Source organism: Pantoea sp. SGAir0418, from assembly GCF_043529865.1.
Genome location: NZ_CP027911.1, coordinates 3,459,365 through 3,476,800, shown reverse-complemented (window position 1 = coordinate 3,476,800; position 17,436 = coordinate 3,459,365). Strand labels below are relative to the sequence as shown.

Below are 17,436 nucleotides of genomic sequence, written 5' to 3'. Positions count from 1 at the left end.
AGAATAGCGCGGCTTTAAAAGCGGGCTGCTGAATTAGAGATCGGCACCCATACATTCATTTTTTACTGGAGTTTATTATGTCTCTAAGCGTAGAAGCTAAAGCAGAGATCGTTGCTAAATACGGTCGTGGCGCTAACGACAGCGGTTCAACTGAAGTTCAGGTTGCTCTGCTGACTGCTCAGATTAACCACCTGCAGGGTCACTTCTCTGAGCACAAGAAAGACCACCACAGCCGTCGCGGTCTGCTGCGCATGGTATCCCAGCGTCGTAAGCTGCTGGACTACCTGAAGCGTAAAGACGTTGCACGTTACACCAGCCTGATCGAAAGCCTGGGTCTGCGTCGCTAAGTCTGAAGAATCTGATCAACGATGTAGCGCATGCAGTATGCAAAAAACCGCATCTGGCGATCAGATTTGTGCGAGTTTCGCGAAAAGGGGGCCTTTATGGCCCCTTTTTTCGAGCAATCCACAGCAATCCGGACCAAACTCATGTATTGTTGCTGAGAGTGATCTTTGCTTGCAGAGGTTCGCGCGGCTAATGAGAGGCTTTACCGCAGGGGCGGTTAAGGGTTGTCATTAGTCGCGAGGATGCAACTAAAGATCGGTAATCCCCGGCGGGCCGAGCAGGCTTTGCCACGAATTTAAGGACTTAAATTTTGCTGAACCCGATCGTACGCAAATTCCAATATGGTCAGCATACCGTCACGCTGGAAACCGGCATGATGGCGCGCCAGGCCACCGCAGCAGTAATGGTAAGCATGGACGACACCGCGGTATTCGTTACCGTCGTGGGCCAGAAAAAAGCCAAAGCCGGTCAGGACTTCTTCCCTCTGACGGTGAACTATCAGGAGCGTACTTACGCCGCTGGCCGTATTCCGGGCAGCTTCTTCCGTCGTGAAGGCCGTCCAAGCGAAGGCGAAACCCTGATTGCGCGTCTGATTGACCGCCCGGTGCGTCCGCTGTTCCCGGAAGGTTTTGTTAACGAAGTACAGGTTATCGCGACTGTGGTATCCGTGAACCCGCAGGTTAACCCGGACATCGTTGCGATGATCGGTGCTTCTGCTGCGCTGTCACTGTCTGGCATTCCGTTCAACGGCCCAATCGGTGCGGCACGCGTCGGTTACATCAACGATCAGTACGTGCTGAACCCAACCGCCGATGAGATCAAACAGTCTCGTCTGGATCTGGTGGTTGCCGGTACGCAGAATGCAGTGCTGATGGTGGAATCTGAAGCGGACATCCTGACCGAAGACCAGATGCTGGGTGCTGTGGTGTTCGGCCACGACCAGCAGCAGGTTGTGATTGAAAACATCAATGCGCTGGTGGCCGAAGCCGGCAAACCACGCTGGGACTGGCAGCCAGAGCCGGCGAACGATGCGCTGATCGCACGCGTTGCCGCCCTGGCCGAAGCGCGCATCAGCGATGCTTACCGCATCACTGACAAGCAGGAGCGCTATGCGCAGGTTGGCGTCATCAAAGACGAAACCATCGCCGCACTGCTGGCTGAAGACGAAACGCTGGATGATGCCGAAATCGGTGACATCGTACACAGCCTGGAAAAGAACGTGGTGCGTACCCGTATCCTGAACGGCGAACCGCGTATCGATGGCCGTGAAAAAGATATGATCCGTGGTCTGGATGTGCGCACTGGCGTACTGCCGCGTACCCACGGTTCTGCGCTGTTTACCCGTGGTGAAACGCAGGCGCTGGTCGCTGCCACCCTCGGTACCGCGCGTGACGCACAGAATCTCGATGAGCTGATGGGCGAGCGTACTGACAGCTTCCTGTTCCACTACAACTTCCCTCCGTACTCCGTGGGCGAAACCGGTATGGTTGGCTCACCGAAGCGTCGTGAAATTGGTCACGGCCGTCTGGCGAAGCGTGGCGTGCTGGCAGTGATGCCTAAACAGGATGCGTTCCCGTACACCGTGCGCGTCGTGTCTGAAATCACCGAATCGAACGGTTCTTCTTCTATGGCTTCCGTGTGCGGTGCATCGCTGGCACTGATGGACGCTGGCGTACCGATCAAAGCGGCCGTTGCCGGTATCGCGATGGGGCTGGTGAAAGAAGACGAGAAGTTCGTGGTGCTGTCTGACATCCTCGGCGACGAAGATCACCTCGGCGATATGGACTTCAAAGTAGCCGGTAGCCGTGAAGGTATCACCGCGCTGCAGATGGACATCAAAATTGAAGGTATCACCCGTGAAATCATGCAGGTGGCACTGAATCAGGCCAAGGGTGCGCGTCTGCACATTCTGAGCGTGATGGAACAGGCGATCAGCACGCCGCGTCAGGAGATCTCCGAGTTCGCGCCGCGCATCTACACCATCAAGATCAACTCAGACAAGATCAAAGACGTCATCGGTAAAGGCGGTTCAGTTATCCGTGCGCTGACCGAAGAGACCGGCACCACCATCGAAATCGAAGATGATGGCACCGTGAAGATCGCAGCGACCGACGGCCTGAAAGCCAAAGAAGCGATTCGCCGCATCGAAGAGATCACCGCTGAGATCGAAGTGGGCCGTATCTACGCCGGTAAAGTGACCCGTATCGTTGATTTCGGTGCCTTCGTGGCGATCGGCGGCGGTAAAGAAGGTCTGGTACACATTTCTCAGATCGCCGACAAGCGCGTAGAGAAAGTGACCGATTACCTGCAGATGGGTCAGGAAGTGCCAGTTAAAGTGATGGAAGTGGATCGTCAGGGCCGCGTTCGTCTCAGCATCAAAGAAGCGACAGAGCAGAAGCCAGCAGAAGAAACCGCTGCGGTGAGTGCACCTGACGCTGAGTAAGCGTTTTCCTGATCAGCCGCTCCCTGCCAGCTGGCGGGGAGCGGTGTTTGTATACCCGAAATGCGTCGCGCGCTGGTCAGCGCACCAGTTAGCTGAAGCAGGACGGGTATCATCGCGAGGGCGGGAACCCTTGTGCATAGCAGGCGGATGACAGGATGGTTATCCCAATGTTTGTATTCGGGAGTGGGAAATGAAGCCTTTTTTGCGCTGGTGTTTTGTTGCGACAGCTATCACGCTGGCAGGATGCAGCAACTCCAATTGGCGTAAGAACGAAGTTCTGGCAGTACCTTTGCAGCCCACACTGCAGCAAGAGGTTATTCTGGCGCGAATGGAACAAATTCTTGCCAGTCGGGCCCTGACCGATGATGAACGCGCACAGCTGTTATATGAGCGCGGAGTGTTGTATGATAGTTTGGGTCTGAGGGCACTAGCGCGGAACGATTTCTCGCAAGCGCTGTCTATCAGACCGGATATGCCGGAAGTGTTTAACTATCTCGGCATTTACTTAACGCAGGCAGGCAATTTCGATGCTGCCTATGAAGCGTTTGATTCTGTACTTGAGCTTGATCCAACTTACAACTATGCGCATTTAAACCGTGGTATCGCCCTCTATTACGGCGGTCGATACAAGTTAGCGCAAGATGATCTGCTGGCGTTTTATCAAGACGATCCTAACGATCCGTTCCGCAGCCTGTGGCTCTACCTCGTTGAACGCGAGATGGACGCCGATAAGGCAAAAGTGACGCTCCAACAGCGTTACGATAAGGCGGCTAAGGACCAATGGGGATGGAATATTGTCGAGTTCTACCTGGGCGACATCAGTGAAAAAACATTGATGGAACGTCTCAAGGCGGACGCAACGGATAACACCTCGCTCGCTGAACATCTCAGTGAAACCAACTTCTATTTAGGTAAGTACTACCTAAGTCTGGGGGAGAAGGACGACGCGAAAGCGTTGTTCAAACTGGCGGTGGCCAACAACGTCAATAACTTTGTTGAACACCGATACGCATTGTTGGAACTGGCGCAACTCGGCCAGACACAAGACGATTTATCAGAATCTGACCAGCAATAGCTGACGAACTTTTATTGCCTGATTTACCCGTAAAGTCATCGCCTGAACAGGTGAGGGCTTTTCTGTTCGTCAAAACTTCTAATTTGAGCCGGTTCACACTTTTTGATGAAAATGACTGAAAGTTTTCACGACGAGTTATGTAGACTGGCCGCCGCAATCTAAGAGGCACGTGTACTACATGACTGATATTCAAACCACTTTTGCTGATCTGGGCCTGAACGCCGACATCCTCGAATCACTGAACGGTATGGGCTACGTTAAGCCATCGCCAATCCAGGCTGAGTGTATTCCTCACCTGCTGGCGGGCCGTGATGTGCTGGGTATGGCGCAGACCGGTAGTGGTAAAACAGCAGCGTTCTCGCTGCCGCTGCTGAACAACGTTGATCCTTCTGTCCGCGCACCGCAAATCCTGGTGCTGGCGCCGACCCGCGAACTGGCGGTTCAGGTGGCTGAAGCGATGACAGAATTCTCTAAACACATGCGCGGTATCAACGTCGTGGCCCTGTATGGTGGCCAGCGTTATGACGTGCAGCTGCGCGCACTGCGCCAGGGTCCACAGATCGTGGTTGGTACCCCGGGCCGTCTGCTGGATCACCTGAAACGCGGTACCCTGGACCTGTCCAGCCTGCGTGGTCTGGTACTGGACGAAGCCGATGAAATGCTGCGTATGGGCTTCATCGAAGACGTTGAAACCATCATGGCGCAGATCCCGGAAGGTCATCAGACCGCACTGTTCTCTGCAACCATGCCGGAAGCGATTCGCCGTATCACTAAGCGTTTCATGAAGGATCCGCAGGAAGTGCGCATCCAGTCCAGCATCACTACACGCCCGGACATTTCTCAGTCTTACTGGACCGCTTACGGCCGTAAGTCTGACGCGCTGGTGCGCTTCCTCGAAGCGGAAGACTTCGATGCTGCCATCATCTTCGTGCGCACCAAAAATGCCACGCTGGAAGTCGCAGAAACGCTGGAGCGTAACGGCTACAACAGCGCCGCGCTGAACGGTGACATGAACCAGGCGCTGCGTGAGCAGACGCTGGAGCGTCTGAAAGACGGTCGTCTGGATATCCTGATCGCGACTGACGTTGCGGCCCGTGGTCTGGACGTTGAGCGTATCAGCCTGGTGGTTAACTACGACATCCCGATGGATGCCGAATCGTATGTGCACCGTATCGGCCGTACTGGTCGTGCGGGTCGTGCTGGCCGTGCGCTGCTGTTTGTTGAGAACCGCGAGCGTCGTCTGCTGCGCAACATCGAACGCACCATGAAGCTGACTATTCCGGAAGTTGAGCTGCCTAACGCCGAGCTGCTGAGTCAGCGTCGTCTGGCGCAGTTCGCTGCCAAAGTTCAGCAGCAGCTGGAAAGCAGCGATCTGGATCAGTACCGTGCGCTGCTGGCTAAAATGCAGCCAGAAGAAGAGCTGGATATGGAAACGCTGGCCGCTGCACTGCTGAAAATGGCGCAGGGCGAACGTCCACTGATTCTGCCACCGGATGCACCACGTCCACAGCGTCGTGAATTCCGCGATCGCGATGAGCGTGGCGGCGACCGTCCACGTCGTGACAGCCGTGACAGCCGCGAAGGTGGCGATCGTCCACGTCGCGAACGTCGTGACGTTGGCGAAATGCAGCTGTACCGCATTGAAGTGGGCCGTGACGACGGTGTTGAAGTGCGTCATATCGTGGGCGCGATTGCTAACGAAGGCGACATCAGCAGCCGTTACATCGGTAACATCAAGCTGTTTGGTACTCACTCCACTATCGAGCTGCCAAAAGGCATGCCGGGTGAAGTCCTGCAGCACTTCACGCGTACGCGTATTCTCAACAAGCCGATGAATATGCAGCTGCTGGGCGATGCACAGCCACACGAGCGCACCGAGCGTCGTAGCGGCGGTCGTGACTTCGGTGGTGAGCGTCGTGGTAACCGCGAGGGTGGCAACCGTGAAGGTGGCGCACCTCGTCGTTTCTCTGAGCGTCGCGAAGGCGGTCGTGAAGGCGGACGTTTCAGCCGTGAAGGTGGCCGTGGCCCACGTCGCGACGAAGGTGCAGCTGCACCACGTCGCCGTGATGCATGAGCGTTAATCGCTTAAAAATAAAAAGGACGCGCAAGCGTCCTTTTTTTATGTCTGTAACGCGGGCTTTACACGCCGCCGGCAATCAGCACCCGCTCACCGGTAACATAAGCCGACTCTTCCGACGCCAGAAACAGCGCCACCTGCGCCACATCCTCCGGCAGGCCAAAGCGTCCCAGCGGCGTGGCCGCGATCAGCTGCGCTTTAAATTCCGCATTCATTTTTTTCGCTGCCAGCAGCCCTTCGGTCAGAATGATCCCCGGCGCCAGCGCGTTGACGCGAATATTACGCGGGCCCAGCTCACGTGCCAGCCCCTGCGTTAAGGTATCGATTGCGCCTTTGGTCGCTGACCACAGTACCGAGCCGGGCAGGCTGCGCTGGCTGTTTAGCGCGCTGAGGTTGATGATACAGCCGCCGCGCGCCGGGAAATGCTGCGCCGCCTGCTGGCACACCAGCAGCGTACCGAGCAGATTGACGTTGAGCTGCTGCTGCATGTCGCTGACGCTGAGGCTGGCGAAGTCGCCATGGTGAAACATGCCGGCGTTGTTGACCACGATGTCTGGCGCGCCAAACTGCGCAATACTGCTGGCGAACAGGCGCTGCACGTCAGCTTCACGGGATATATCGGCCTGTACGGCGATGGCGTCGCTTCCCAGCGCGCAGATATCGGTCACCACATCCGCCGCGCCCGCTTCATCCTGACGATAATTCACCACCACCCGGGCGCCGGCCGCGGCGAAAGTCATGGCGATGGCGGCGCCAATGCCTTTCGACGCGCCCGTCACCAGCGCAATTTTGCCTTCAAGTGCTTGCATTGTGTCTCTCCACCTGAGATTTCGGGTGAGTAAAGCATGCGCTGTTGCCGCTTTGTGCGGTAGCGCAATCCTGCAAGCTTTTTGCACGATCCTGCAAATCTGTGGCGCAGGGACTAGGCGCAACCGCATCGGCAGGTAAGAATGGGGATTCAGTGATTTTTCATCGCGGAGTGCATAACGCATGATTCATCAGGAACAGTGGCAGCAGCTGGTGGCGATGATTGCCCGTCACGCGCAGCAGGATGGGCGCACCGCCAGCGCGATTGATTTTCTCTCTTTTGGCCGCAGCTCGCACCCCTCCAGCCTGGCGCACATTGCCAGCTGGGCGGGGTTTGCGCTGATGGCCCAGGGCCAGAAAGCACTGCGCATGGGCGATGATGTGATGCATTACGGGCCGGGCGATCTGCTGCTGGTCACCATGGACATGCCGGTGCAGTCCTGCGTGGTGCTGGCGACGCCAGAGAAACCCTGTCTTGGCGTCGGCATCACCATCAACGAAGCGCGTCTGCTGCGCTATCTGGAGCATTTCCCGCCGCAGCAGATTGGCAGCGCTGCCCCCGAACGCAGCATTACCGTCCATAAAGTCGCGCCACCGCTGGTGGATGCGGTGATGCGGCTGGTGGCGCTGCTGGATCAGCCCCAGGATATCGCCGCGCTGGCACCGCTGATTGAGCAGGAGATTTTCTATCGCCTGCTGACCGGGCCGGAAGGGCCGCGCATTCTGAACATGGCGCTGACCGAGCGCCCGGGCAACAAAGTGGCGCGCGCGGCGCGCTGGCTGCGCGAAAACTTTCATCAGCCGCTGAAGGTGGATCAGCTGGCCAGCAGCGTTGGCATGAGCATTTCATCGCTGCACCATCACTTTAAAGCGGTTACGGCGATGACGCCGATGCAGTATCAGAAGCAGCTGCGGCTCAACGAAGCGCGCCGGTTGATGATGATTGAGAAGCTGGATGCCGGGACGGCGGGCTATCGGGTGGGCTATCAGAGTGCGTCGCAGTTCAGCCGGGAGTACAGCCGTTTTTATGGCCAGTCTCCGGCGCGCGATGTGCGCAAGATGGCGGTGGGGCCGGAAGGACTACTCTCCCCACCGCAGTAAGGCTTACAGCGTGCGTGCGGCTTCCATCGCCAGCGCGAACGAACGCAGGCGCGCCTGCGGATCGTAAATCTGGCCGTTGACCATGATCTCATCCGCCTGGGTTTCGCGCAGCAGCGCGGCAAGGCCGTGGCGCACTTTATCTTTATCGCCCACCACCGACATGCTCAGCGCCTGCTGCACGCCATACTGTTCGGACGGCGACCACAGGTTATCCATGTTCTCCACCGGCGCCGGCAGCGGGCCGGGCTTGCCGCGACGCAGATTAATGAACTGCTGCTGCATCGAGGTGAACAGGAAGCGCGCATCACGATCGCTGTCTGCCGCCACCACGTTGACGCACACCATAGCGTAAGGTTTTGCCAGACGCGCAGAGGGCTGGAATTTTTCGCGATACAGGTGTAGCGCCTGCAACAGCAGGTCTGGCGCGAAGTGCGAAGCAAAGGCAAACGGCAGACCAAGCTGCGCCGCCAGCTGCGCGCTATACAGGCTGGAACCCAGCAGCCACACCGGAATTTTCAGTCCGAGGCCAGGCACCGGCTGCACCGGCGGATGTTCGCCCTCTTCGGCATCGAACCAGCGGATCAGATCGGCCACATCTTCCGGGAAGCTGTCGGCCTGGGCGCCCGAAAGATGACGGCGCAGCGCCAGCATGGTGCGCTGATCGGAGCCGGGCGCGCGGCCCAGTCCGAGATCGATACGGCCGGGGTAGAGGGATTCCAGGGTGCCAAACTGTTCGGCAATCACCAGCGGTGCGTGGTTGGGCAGCATGATCCCGCCGGAGCCGAGGCGCAGCGTTTCGGTGTTAGCGGCGAGATAGCCAATCAGCACAGACGTTGCGGCGCTGGCGATGCCGGTCATGTTGTGGTGTTCGGCCAGCCAGTAGCGATGAAAGCCAAGGGCTTCAGCCTGACGCGCCAGCGCCAGCGAATTATGGAAGGCATCGCGCGCAGACGAGCCTTGCGGAATGGGGGCCAGATCCAGTACGGACAGGCGAACAGTTTTCTTCTCAGACATGGGTACTCCAGCAAAGGATGGCGCAGGTGATAAGTAAACCTGCACCAGTCAGTATTACGCATCATTACCCATATTAAAACTGCTAATAACGGCAGGAATATAGCCGGAATGTGCCTTTAACCGCCGCTATCCAGCGCCATTCCGGCCAGGCGGCGCCAGTAACCGTTGCTGTCGCTGCCGCGCGCCATCATCAGCGGCGCTTCACCCGCTTCGTTAGCGCGGAAGCGATCAACCTGTGCCAGCGTGCTCTCATCCTGCGGCGACAGGCGCACAATATCGATCCAGCCGTGCATACCGGCGAGATCGTTGCCAAGGTTGTAACAGTAGCCGCTCATGGTCTGAATGCCGTTCAGGACAAATACCTGCTGGCCCTCCTGCGACAGCACGCGGCGCCCGGTGGGATAATCAATACAGCAGGTCTGGCAATCATCTTTGGCACGGTTTTCGGAACGCGCGGTAAAGCAGCGCGCCGACAGCGCCAGCGGCAGATGGCCATAGCCGAGCACTTCAACCTCAAACCGGTCGCGCAGGCCAGCGTCATGGCACTGCTGCAACAGCTGGATCAGCCAGTCGCGTGACATCTCCACCGGCATGCACCAGCGCGTCATGCCCTCCTGCAGCAGCAGCTGGAGCGTCTGCGCGTTATACACATTCAGGGTGGGACCGGCGACAAACGGCAGTTTGCGCTCTGCCGCCATGTTCACGGTGCCAATATCGTTGGCTTCCAGTAAGAACTCACCGTTTTCAACATAGCGGCGCAGCTCTTTGACTTCCGAAGGCGACTGCAGCAGCGCCAGCGTGCTCAGCACCACCTGTTTGCCGCTGGCCGCCAGCGTGCGGCCCATCTCCATCCACTGACTGAACGCAGTGGCGCGGCGTTTGCTGCACACCGCTTCGCCGAGGTAGACAATCTCTGCGCTGCTTTCTGCGGCGCGCTGGTAAAACTGCTCCAGCGTGGCGGTTGGCCAGTACCACAGCACCGGGCCGATGGCGTATTTCATACGGTCTCCTTATTGCCAGTCGCGGTGATAGGCGCCGAGCGTGGTCTGGCTGCCTTCAGAAAGTTCACCGAGCGCGCGCATCCACGGCGCCTGCACCGTGAACTGTTGCGGATCGGCCATGCAGCGATCGATCGCCTGACGCCACACTTTAGCCACCTGCGCCACATAGGCCGGGCTGCGCTGGCGTCCCTCAATTTTCACCGACGCGATATTGGCGCGCAGCAGTTCTGGCAGCAGCGCCAGGGTATTGAGGCTGGTGGGCTCTTCCAGCACGTGATAGCGCTGGTTATCCACCTCGTAGCGTCCTTTACACAGCGTTGGATAGCCCGCGCTCTCATCGGCGGCGTAACGGTCAATCAGCACTTCGTTCAGGCGCGACTCCATGCCCTGTGCCGTCTGCTGCCAGCGCACAAATTTGGCCGGTGAACAGGCACCCGCGCTGTTCGGCGACTCGCCGGTCAGCCACGACGAGAGATAGCAGCGGCCTTCGGCCATGATGCACAGGCTGCCAAAGGCGAACACCTCGAGCGGCACCGGCGTTTCGCGCGCCAGCTGCTTCACCTGGTGCATCGACAGCACGCGCGGCAGCACCACGCGGCTCAGCGCAAAGTGGCGGTGATAAAACTGAATGGCCTGCAGATTGGTAGCGGACGCCTGCACTGAAAGGTGACGTTCAACCTGCGGATAGCGGCTGGCGGCGTACTCCAGCGTGGCGATATCGGCCAGAATCAGCGCATCGGCACCGTTCTGTGCGGCGACGTCAATGGCGCTTTGCCAGCGGTTAAGGCCGTCAGGATGGGCGAAGGTGTTGATCGCCACGTGCAGTTTACGCCGGTGCTGATGCAGGAAGCGCGCGGCTTCTGCCAGTTTCTTATCGGTAAAATTGAGGCCAGCAAAGTGGCGGGCGTTGGTGTCATCTTTCAGGCCGACGTACACCGCGTCAGCGCCGTGCTCCACCGCCGATTTCAGCGCAGGTAAATTCCCCGCCGGACACAGCAGTTCCATACAATTTCCTCCCCCGGATTCTGAACGCCGTTGAGTGTAAGGAAGCGCAGGTGCTGCAATGTTGATTTAAGGCAGTGAAAGCGGGATTGCCAGGGCGGAATGGAGAATTTTCGCACAGACGCGGGGCGATTTCCTTGATCCCGGTTGAGGCGAAAGCCGACGGATGTGGCAATATAGATAAAATTTTCTCAAGGGAGTGCAGCGCATGTTCGCACGCTTACGCGGCCTGTTAATTGAAAAAGGGCCGGAATTCCTCGCTTTACCGGTGTCGCTAACACCATTCGCCGTGAAAAAAACGGTTTTGCAACAACTCCTAAACTGGCAATTTCGTCATGCTTTGGCTGAAGGTGAGTTAGACTTTCTGCAAGGGCGCTATCTCGGCATTGAGATCGCGGACGTCAATCTGCGCTGGATCACCACGCTGCAGGACGGGCGCCTGACCGTTTCGCGCGACGCCGAAGCAGATGTCTGGTTTCGTGGCGAAGCCAACGATCTGCTGCTGGTAGCAGCACGCAAAGCCGACCCCGATATGTTGTTCTTTCAGCGCCGTCTGGTGATTGAGGGCGACACGGAGCTGGGACTGGAGGTGAAGAATCTGATGGATGCCATAGAACTGGACGCCATGCCCACGCCATTGCGCACGGGGTTGCTGCAGCTGGCTGCTTTTGTTGAGGCAGGAATGACACAGGACGCGAAGGCCGCTGAGGCGCGCGCGGGGATCTCATGTTGATTCGTACTGAAATTGGTGTGGACGCGGCAGGCATCGACAGCCTGTTAAAGCGCAGTTTTGCCACCGCAGCCGAAGCGGAACTGGTACAGCAGCTGCGTGAAGACGGTTTACTCACGCTGGGCGTGGTGGCCACCGATGACGAAGGCCAGGTGCTGGGTTATGCGGCCTTCAGTCCGGTGACGTTGCAGGGCGAGGATCGTAACTGGGTGGCGCTGGCGCCGCTGGCGGTTGATGCCTCGGTGCGCAGTCAGGGCATTGCTAAACAGCTGGTGTATGAAGGGCTCGATTCGCTCAATGAGTTCAGCTACAGCGCCGTGGTGGTGCTGGGCGATCCGCAGTTCTACAATCCGCTCGGCTTTGAACCGGCGGCGCGTCACGGCCTGCACTGCCGCTGGCCCGGCAGCGAAGCGGCGTTTCAGGTGTATAAACTGGCGGACGATGCGTTTGATGGGGCAGAAGGGCTGATCGCCTTCTCGGCACCTTTCAATCGTATCGACTAAACCACGCCGTTAAGCAGGCCGGCTGCTGGGCAACCAGCAGCAGTTTCTGCGCCCGGCTCAGCTGTTTTACCTGATACTCCAGCCGGGAAGCCGCCGCGCGATCGCCGGCCGCGCAGTGAAACACCAGCGTTAGCGGACCTTTGCCGCGCAGCGCACGGGCACCGCGCCCCTGCTGGTGCTGCTGCAGGCGACGGTTGACGTCAGTGGTAATGCCGGTATAAAGCATCCCGGCGGCGGTTTGCAGCATATACAGCTGCCAGCCCTGTTCCATTTACAAACCTCGTTCATGTGCTGGCGGGCAGTGTAACGCGCCTGCGGCCGCATCGCTATCAACGCACGGAGTTGCTCTTGTCTGACCATTCTCATCTGATTCGCTATCTGAAAAAGCAGCACGTGCTGTCGCTGTGTGCCAGCGACGGCGATGCGCTATGGTGCGCCAACTGTTTCTACGTATTCGATGAAGCGCGTATGGCGTTCTGGCTGATGACCGAAGCCGATACGCGCCACGGCGCGCTGATGGCGCGTCATCCACGCGTCGCCGGCACGGTGAACGGCCAGCCGAAAACGGTGCTGCTGATTAAAGGCGTGCAGTATCGCGGGCGTATACAACTGACCGATGAGGCGCAGGCGCTGAAGGCCTATCAGTCGCGCTTTCCGGTGGCAAAAAAAGTCACCGCGCCGCTGTGGGAAATTATGCTGGATGAGCTGAAAATGACCGATAACGCGCTGGGGTTTGGCAAAAAGATTGTCTGGCAGCGTTAGCCCGGCACGCGCACAGGCGCACCGGGCGACCGTCTTACGCTGCGTTCAGAATGCGCAGGGATTCGCGGTTAAACGCGGGCAGGTCTTCAGGCGTGCGGCTGGTAACCAGCTTGTCATCATCAACCACCACCTCTTTATCGTAAAAGTCCGCGCCGGCATTACGCAAATCGATGGCGATAGCTTTCACGCAGGTCATTTTGCGACCGCGCACGCCGTTCGCGCTGATCAGCAGCTGCGGACCGTGACAGATGGCGAAAATCGGTTTGCCGCTGGCGACAAACTCTTTGGTAAAGGTGACAAAGCGATCGTCACCGCGCAGCGCGTCAGGCGAATGACCACCGGGCAGCAGCAGCGCGTCGAACTCGGCCGGGCTGACATGGTCAATATCCTTGTCGATTTTGACTTCGGCTTTGCCCTGTTTTCCCTTCACGGTTTTGCCCGCCTGCATCTCAATGGTGACCACTTCATGGCCCGCTTTGGTGAAGGCCTCGGCTGGTGAGGTAAACTCTGAGTCTTCAAATTCATCGGTAATCAGAACCGCTATTTTCTTGCTCATCTTTCTCCTCCTTGCTGGTCACGCACCTGCTGTGCGTGACACGTTTCAACAGACAAGTCTGGACCCTGAGCGCGGAAACGCAAGCCAGCCGGCGCAGGCGGGATTGGTTAAATTCCGGAGACAGATCAAGTTTAAGCGTGACGACGCTGGCACACGGGCATAACCTGAATAACACTGTGGGATCTGCGTCGCGCCCTCCGCGCGGCATACGTTATTCAGTTGAATACGGAACCGGTCATGACCCAATTCGCCTCACCTGCACCAGCGGCCCGCTTCGCCTGGTGGAAACCGCTGCTGTTCCTCGCCGTGGTGCTTATCGGCCTGTGGTACGTAAAATGGCAGCCTTACTATGGCAAAGCCTTCACGGCCGCAGAAACCCATTCCATCGGCCGCTCTATTCTTGCCAATGCCGCAGATTCGCCGTGGCGCGCCGCGCTGGATTACGCCATGGTCTATTTTCTCGCGGTGTGGAAAGCCGCGGTGCTCGGTGTGGTGCTGGGCTCGCTGGTGCAGGTGCTGATTCCGCGCCGCTGGCTGCTGCGCCTGATGGGCAGCAACCGGCTGGGGGCCACGCTGGTCGGCACCGGTTTTGGCCTGCCGGGCATGATGTGCAGCTGCTGTGCCGCGCCGGTGACCGTCGGCCTGCGCCAGGCGCAGGTTTCAAGCGGCGCGGCGATGGCGTTCTGGCTGGCGAATCCGCTGCTCAATCCCGCAACGCTGGTGTTTATGGGCTTTGTGCTCGGCTGGCAGTTTGCCGCCATTCGGCTGGTGGCGGGTGGGGTGATGGTGCTGGGCATTGCCATGCTGGTGCAGCGCAGCGTGCCGGAAACCGCCGTTGCCGCGCCGCTGTTGCCGCAAGAAAGCCATGAACGGTTTGTGACGCGCTGGCTGCGCGTGATGTGGCGGCTGTTCTGTAACACCATTCCGCTCTACATTGTGGCGGTGCTGCTGCTCGGCGCCGCGCGCGTCTGGCTGTTTCCGCACGCGGACGGCGCGGTAGGGAATACGCTGTTCTGGGTGATGCTGATGGCCATCGCCGGCTGCCTGTTTGTGATCCCTACCGCCGCCGAGATCCCCATTGTGCAAACCATGATGCTGGCGGGCATGGGCATCGCACCGGCGCTGGCGCTGCTGGTGACGCTGCCCGCGGTCAGCGTGCCGTCGTTACTGATGCTGCATCGCGCGTTCCCGCCGCGCGCGCTGTGGATCGCCTTCTGCGGCGTGGCCGTCAGCGGCATGCTGCTCGGCATCCTCGCACTGTGGCTGGCGTAGATACCAGATAGTCTGATTGCGGCTGCCGCGCCACAGCAGCCGCGCATCTTTTTCCGCTTCGATGAAACGTCCATCAATCAGCACGTCGATTTCCGCAATAACTTCACGCTGCGCCGCCGTCAGCTCCGCCAGGGTGTAGCCGGTCCACAGCCAGATATCTTTATCCGGACAGTCGCGCCGCACGCGCTTCACCAGCCGGCGAATATGCGGCACATTGTGCGGATGCAGCGGATCGCCGCCGCTCAGCGACAGCCCCTGACGCGGAATGCGGCGATCCTGCAGATCGGCGATCAGCTGCTCCTCCATGGCCAGCGTAAACGGCACGCCGGAGTCAGGCCGCCAGGTGCTCTGGTTGTAGCAGCCGCGGCACTGATGTTCACAGCCCGCGACAAACAGCGTGCAGCGCGTGCCGGGACCATTCACGATATCCACATCGTAGTAGCGATGAATGTGCATCATCCCAGCTGTCCGGTATCAAGGTGTTTGACGCGGCGCTGCACCTCTTCCTGCTTGCCGGCGTTGAACGGCCGCGCATCCGGGCTGCCAAGATAGCCGCAGACGCGGCGCGTGACCGAAACGCGCGCCGGATCGTGATTGCCGCAGCTCGGACAGGTAAAGCCTTTGCTGGTACAGCTGAACTCGCCGCTGAAGCCGCACTCGTAGCACTCATCGATCGGCGTATTAGTGCCGTAATAGGGCACGCGGTCATAGCTGTAATCCCACACATCTTCCAGCGCCCGCAGGTTGTGCTGAATGTTGGGGTATTCGCCGTAACAGATGAAGCCGCCGTTAGCGATGGCCGGATAGGGCGCTTCAAAGTCGATTTTGTCGTACGGATTGACCTTTTTCTCTACGTCGAGATGGAAGCTGTTGGTGTAATAGCCCTTGTCGGTCACGCCCGGCACTACGCCAAATTCGGCGGCATCAAGGCGACAGAAGCGATCGCACAGGTTTTCACTGGGCGTACTGTACAGGCTAAAGCCGTAGCCGGTTTCCGCTTTCCACGCATCCACCGCTTTGCGCAGATGCGTCACAATCGCCATGCCGGTTGCGCGCAGGTGCGCGGCATCATACGGATGCACGGCGTTGCCGCTTAGCGCGTTGAGTGTTTCATGCAGACCGATATAGCCCAGCGAGATCGAGGCGCGGCCGTTGCGAAAGATCTTGCCCACCTCATCGTCCGCATTGAGCCGCACGCCGCAGGCACCTTCCATATAAAGAATCGGTGCGACGCGCGCTTTGGTTTTTTCCAGCCGGGCAATGCGGGTCATCAGCGCCCGCTTCGCCAGCGCCAGGCGCGCATCCAGCAGCGTCCAGAAGCGGGCTTCGTCTCCCTGGGCTTCTAACGCAATGCGCGGCAGGTTGAGGCTGATCACGCCGATGTTGTTGCGGCCCTCATGAATCTGCTCGCCGTTTTCCTCGTAAACGCCGAGGAAGCTGCGGCAGCCCATCGGCGTTTTGAACGAGCCGGTGACTTCCACCACTTTGTCGTAGTTGAGAATATCCGGATACATGCGCTTGCTGGCACACTCCAGCGCCAGCTGTTTGATGTCGTAATTGATGTCGCCGGCGCGGCGATTGACGCCTTCACGAATGGCAAACACCAGCTTAGGAAACACTGCGGTTTTATGGTTTTTGCCCAGCCCGGCAATGCGGTTGCGCAGAATCGATTGCTGAATCAGGCGCGCCGCCCAGTCGGTGCCGAGGCCAAAGCCAAAAGTGACGAACGGCGTCTGGCCGTTGGCGGTGTGCAGCGTATTGACCTCGTACTCCAGCGACTGAAACGCGTCGTAGCACTCTTTTTCCGTGCGCGCGCGCGCGTAAGCTTCCACGTCAGCAATCTGCCATTCGCGGGCAATCTGGCGATGCTTGTCGAGACTGAGGGTGACAAACGGTGCCAGCACTTCGTCAATGCGGTTAATGGTAGTGCCGCCGTAAATATGGCTGGCGACCTGCGCAATGATCTGCGCCGTCACCGCGGTGGCGGTGGCGATGGATTTTGGCGGTTCAATCTCGGCGTTACCCATTTTGAAGCCGTGCGTCAGCATGCCGTGCAGATCGATCAGCATGCAGTTAAACATCGGGAAGAAGGGGGAGTAGTCGAGGTCGTGATAGTGGATCTCACCGCGTTCGTGCGCCAGCACCACATCGCGCGGCAGCAACTGCTGCTGGGCATAATGTTTGGCCACGATGCCGGCCAGCAGGTCGCGCTGCGTCGGGATCACTTTGCTGTCTTTGTTGGCGTTTTCGTTGAGCAGCGCCGCGTTGGTCTGTTCCACCAGGCCGCGAATGGCATGGTGCAGCTTGCCGCGCTGCTCGCGCGCCAGATCGCGGTCGTGACGGTATTCAATATAGGCGCGCGCCAGCTGCGGCCAGCGTCCGCTCATCAGCGCCTCTTCCACGGCACACTGGATGTCGCGAATATCGACTTCAGCCTGGGTTGCCAGCTGCGCGCTGACCTGCTGAGCGACCGTCGTGCACCAGGCCAGGTCGTCAACCTGGGCAGCCTGCGCGGCGGCCTGCACTGCAGCTTCAATGCGCCGGGCATCAAACGGCACCCTGCAGCCGTCACGCTTAATCACTACCGTTGCCATCTTCCCTTCTCCGCTGAAAACTACATGTAGATAATTTTAAGGAGTGTAATCGCAACATGTGGTGTTTCAGAGGGAATTAATCGCACTGTTTTTGACCTGTCGCAAAGAAGCGCGGCCAGCGCCTGAAAGCCGTGCAGTGGTCAACAGCCGCTAC

17 protein-coding genes and 1 pseudogene are annotated in these 17,436 nt (G+C 58.9%); 10 read left to right on the top strand and 8 right to left on the bottom strand.

The window, feature by feature from the left end; genetic code table 11:
* Nucleotides 1–77 precede the first annotated feature (77 nt).
* From rpsO to C1N84_RS16265, 5 genes are all read left to right on the top strand, one after another.
* Nucleotides 78–347: a 30S ribosomal protein S15 gene (gene rpsO / locus C1N84_RS16285; protein ID WP_010615981.1), complete on the top strand. Its 270-nt coding sequence runs from the start codon at nt 78–80 to the stop codon at nt 345–347.
* Between the two features lie 308 nt (nt 348–655).
* Nucleotides 656–2,788, top strand: coding sequence for a polyribonucleotide nucleotidyltransferase (gene pnp / locus C1N84_RS16280; protein ID WP_021507698.1), 2,133 nt, complete (start codon nt 656–658; stop codon nt 2,786–2,788).
* Between the two features lie 190 nt (nt 2,789–2,978).
* A complete protein-coding gene (gene nlpI, locus C1N84_RS16275) occupies nt 2,979–3,863 on the top strand; it encodes a lipoprotein NlpI (RefSeq protein ID WP_021507697.1) in 885 nt (294 codons plus the stop codon).
* Between the two features lie 105 nt (nt 3,864–3,968).
* Nucleotides 3,969–4,025: a protein YrbN gene (gene yrbN / locus C1N84_RS16270; RefSeq protein WP_098053093.1), complete on the top strand. Its 57-nt coding sequence runs from the start codon at nt 3,969–3,971 to the stop codon at nt 4,023–4,025.
* A 16-nt stretch (nt 4,026–4,041) separates the two neighbouring features.
* Complete coding sequence (locus tag C1N84_RS16265) at nt 4,042–5,937, top strand: DEAD/DEAH family ATP-dependent RNA helicase (RefSeq protein ID WP_058759574.1); 1,896 nt, start codon at nt 4,042–4,044, stop codon at nt 5,935–5,937.
* Nucleotides 5,938–6,002: 65 nt separating this feature from the next.
* On the opposite strand, the gene C1N84_RS16260 is transcribed toward C1N84_RS16265, so the two are convergent.
* Nucleotides 6,003–6,749 (bottom strand): SDR family NAD(P)-dependent oxidoreductase, encoded by a 747-nt coding sequence (locus tag C1N84_RS16260; protein WP_021507695.1) that lies wholly within the window; start codon nt 6,747–6,749, stop codon nt 6,003–6,005.
* 181 nt (nt 6,750–6,930) lie between these two features.
* Here C1N84_RS16260 and C1N84_RS16255 point away from each other — a divergent pair, with 181 nt between their 5' ends.
* Nucleotides 6,931–7,848, top strand: coding sequence for an AraC family transcriptional regulator (locus C1N84_RS16255; RefSeq protein WP_021507694.1), 918 nt, complete (start codon nt 6,931–6,933; stop codon nt 7,846–7,848).
* A gap of 3 nt (nt 7,849–7,851) precedes the next feature.
* Here the strand turns inward: C1N84_RS16255 and C1N84_RS16250 are convergent, their stop codons facing one another.
* The 3 genes from C1N84_RS16250 to C1N84_RS16240 form a co-directional block, all read right to left on the bottom strand.
* Nucleotides 7,852–8,862: a luciferase-like monooxygenase gene (locus C1N84_RS16250; RefSeq protein WP_211725286.1), complete on the bottom strand. Its 1,011-nt coding sequence runs from the start codon at nt 8,860–8,862 to the stop codon at nt 7,852–7,854.
* Nucleotides 8,863–8,978: 116 nt separating this feature from the next.
* Nucleotides 8,979–9,863, bottom strand: coding sequence for a U32 family peptidase (locus C1N84_RS16245; protein WP_058770682.1), 885 nt, complete (start codon nt 9,861–9,863; stop codon nt 8,979–8,981).
* A 9-nt stretch (nt 9,864–9,872) separates the two neighbouring features.
* Nucleotides 9,873–10,868 (bottom strand): ubiquinone anaerobic biosynthesis protein UbiU, encoded by a 996-nt coding sequence (locus tag C1N84_RS16240; RefSeq protein ID WP_058759571.1) that lies wholly within the window; start codon nt 10,866–10,868, stop codon nt 9,873–9,875.
* Between the two features lie 205 nt (nt 10,869–11,073).
* Here C1N84_RS16240 and C1N84_RS16235 point away from each other — a divergent pair, with 205 nt between their 5' ends.
* Together C1N84_RS16235 and C1N84_RS16230 are read left to right on the top strand one after the other, a co-directional pair.
* On the top strand, nt 11,074–11,598 hold the full coding sequence (locus tag C1N84_RS16235; RefSeq protein WP_058759570.1) for a ubiquinone anaerobic biosynthesis accessory factor UbiT: 525 nt from the start codon (nt 11,074–11,076) through the stop codon (nt 11,596–11,598).
* A complete protein-coding gene (locus tag C1N84_RS16230; protein WP_021507689.1) occupies nt 11,592–12,098 on the top strand; it encodes a GNAT family N-acetyltransferase in 507 nt (168 codons plus the stop codon). The genes C1N84_RS16235 and C1N84_RS16230 overlap by 7 nt, the downstream gene beginning before the upstream one ends.
* Here the strand turns inward: C1N84_RS16230 and C1N84_RS16225 are convergent.
* Nucleotides 12,082–12,369: a GIY-YIG nuclease family protein gene (locus tag C1N84_RS16225; protein ID WP_021507688.1), complete on the bottom strand. Its 288-nt coding sequence runs from the start codon at nt 12,367–12,369 to the stop codon at nt 12,082–12,084. The genes C1N84_RS16230 and C1N84_RS16225 overlap by 17 nt on opposite strands.
* A gap of 77 nt (nt 12,370–12,446) precedes the next feature.
* Here C1N84_RS16225 and C1N84_RS16220 point away from each other — a divergent pair, with 77 nt between their 5' ends.
* Nucleotides 12,447–12,860, top strand: coding sequence for a YhbP family protein (locus C1N84_RS16220; protein WP_058774879.1), 414 nt, complete (start codon nt 12,447–12,449; stop codon nt 12,858–12,860).
* A gap of 34 nt (nt 12,861–12,894) precedes the next feature.
* On the opposite strand, the gene C1N84_RS16215 is transcribed toward C1N84_RS16220, so the two are convergent.
* The gene (locus C1N84_RS16215; RefSeq protein ID WP_021507686.1) at nt 12,895–13,416 is read right to left on the bottom strand and encodes a type 1 glutamine amidotransferase domain-containing protein; all 522 of its coding nucleotides are present in this window, start codon (nt 13,414–13,416) and stop codon (nt 12,895–12,897) included.
* 237 nt (nt 13,417–13,653) lie between these two features.
* Here C1N84_RS16215 and C1N84_RS16210 point away from each other — a divergent pair, with 237 nt between their 5' ends.
* Nucleotides 13,654–14,688 (top strand): permease, encoded by a 1,035-nt coding sequence (locus tag C1N84_RS16210; RefSeq protein ID WP_104188025.1) that lies wholly within the window; start codon nt 13,654–13,656, stop codon nt 14,686–14,688.
* On the opposite strand, the pseudogene nrdG reads toward C1N84_RS16210, so the two are convergent.
* Together nrdG and nrdD are read right to left on the bottom strand one after the other, a co-directional pair.
* A pseudogene (nrdG, locus tag C1N84_RS16205) lies at nt 14,683–15,147 on the bottom strand (anaerobic ribonucleoside-triphosphate reductase-activating protein); the annotation flags it as partial. The gene C1N84_RS16210 and the pseudogene nrdG sit on opposite strands and share 6 nt — an antisense overlap.
* Nucleotides 15,144–17,282 carry an anaerobic ribonucleoside-triphosphate reductase gene (nrdD, locus tag C1N84_RS16200; protein ID WP_394541669.1) on the bottom strand — a complete coding sequence of 713 codons (2,139 nt, stop codon included), beginning with the start codon at nt 17,280–17,282 and terminating at the stop codon, nt 15,144–15,146. The pseudogene nrdG and the gene nrdD, both read right to left, overlap by 4 nt.
* Nucleotides 17,283–17,436: the final 154 nt, after the last annotated feature.

Excerpts from the sequence above, each read along its gene's own strand:
- C1N84_RS16255 (WP_021507694.1), top strand. The coding sequence starts at position 6,931 with ATGATTCATCAGGAACAGTGGCAGCAGCTGGTGGCGATGATTGCCCGT.
- C1N84_RS16250 (WP_211725286.1), bottom strand. The coding sequence starts at position 8,862 with ATGTCTGAGAAGAAAACTGTTCGCCTGTCCGTACTGGATCTGGCCCCC.
- C1N84_RS16260 (WP_021507695.1), bottom strand. The coding sequence starts at position 6,749 with ATGCAAGCACTTGAAGGCAAAATTGCGCTGGTGACGGGCGCGTCGAAA.
- C1N84_RS16265 (WP_058759574.1), top strand. The coding sequence starts at position 4,042 with ATGACTGATATTCAAACCACTTTTGCTGATCTGGGCCTGAACGCCGAC.
- C1N84_RS16240 (WP_058759571.1), bottom strand. The coding sequence starts at position 10,868 with ATGGAACTGCTGTGTCCGGCGGGGAATTTACCTGCGCTGAAATCGGCG.
- rpsO (WP_010615981.1), top strand. The coding sequence starts at position 78 with ATGTCTCTAAGCGTAGAAGCTAAAGCAGAGATCGTTGCTAAATACGGT.
- C1N84_RS16235 (WP_058759570.1), top strand. The coding sequence starts at position 11,074 with ATGTTCGCACGCTTACGCGGCCTGTTAATTGAAAAAGGGCCGGAATTC.
- C1N84_RS16225 (WP_021507688.1), bottom strand. The coding sequence starts at position 12,369 with ATGGAACAGGGCTGGCAGCTGTATATGCTGCAAACCGCCGCCGGGATG.
- C1N84_RS16230 (WP_021507689.1), top strand. The coding sequence starts at position 11,592 with ATGTTGATTCGTACTGAAATTGGTGTGGACGCGGCAGGCATCGACAGC.
- nrdD (WP_394541669.1), bottom strand. The coding sequence starts at position 17,282 with ATGGCAACGGTAGTGATTAAGCGTGACGGCTGCAGGGTGCCGTTTGAT.
- C1N84_RS16210 (WP_104188025.1), top strand. The coding sequence starts at position 13,654 with ATGACCCAATTCGCCTCACCTGCACCAGCGGCCCGCTTCGCCTGGTGG.
- C1N84_RS16215 (WP_021507686.1), bottom strand. The coding sequence starts at position 13,416 with ATGAGCAAGAAAATAGCGGTTCTGATTACCGATGAATTTGAAGACTCA.
- C1N84_RS16245 (WP_058770682.1), bottom strand. The coding sequence starts at position 9,863 with ATGAAATACGCCATCGGCCCGGTGCTGTGGTACTGGCCAACCGCCACG.
- nlpI (WP_021507697.1), top strand. The coding sequence starts at position 2,979 with ATGAAGCCTTTTTTGCGCTGGTGTTTTGTTGCGACAGCTATCACGCTG.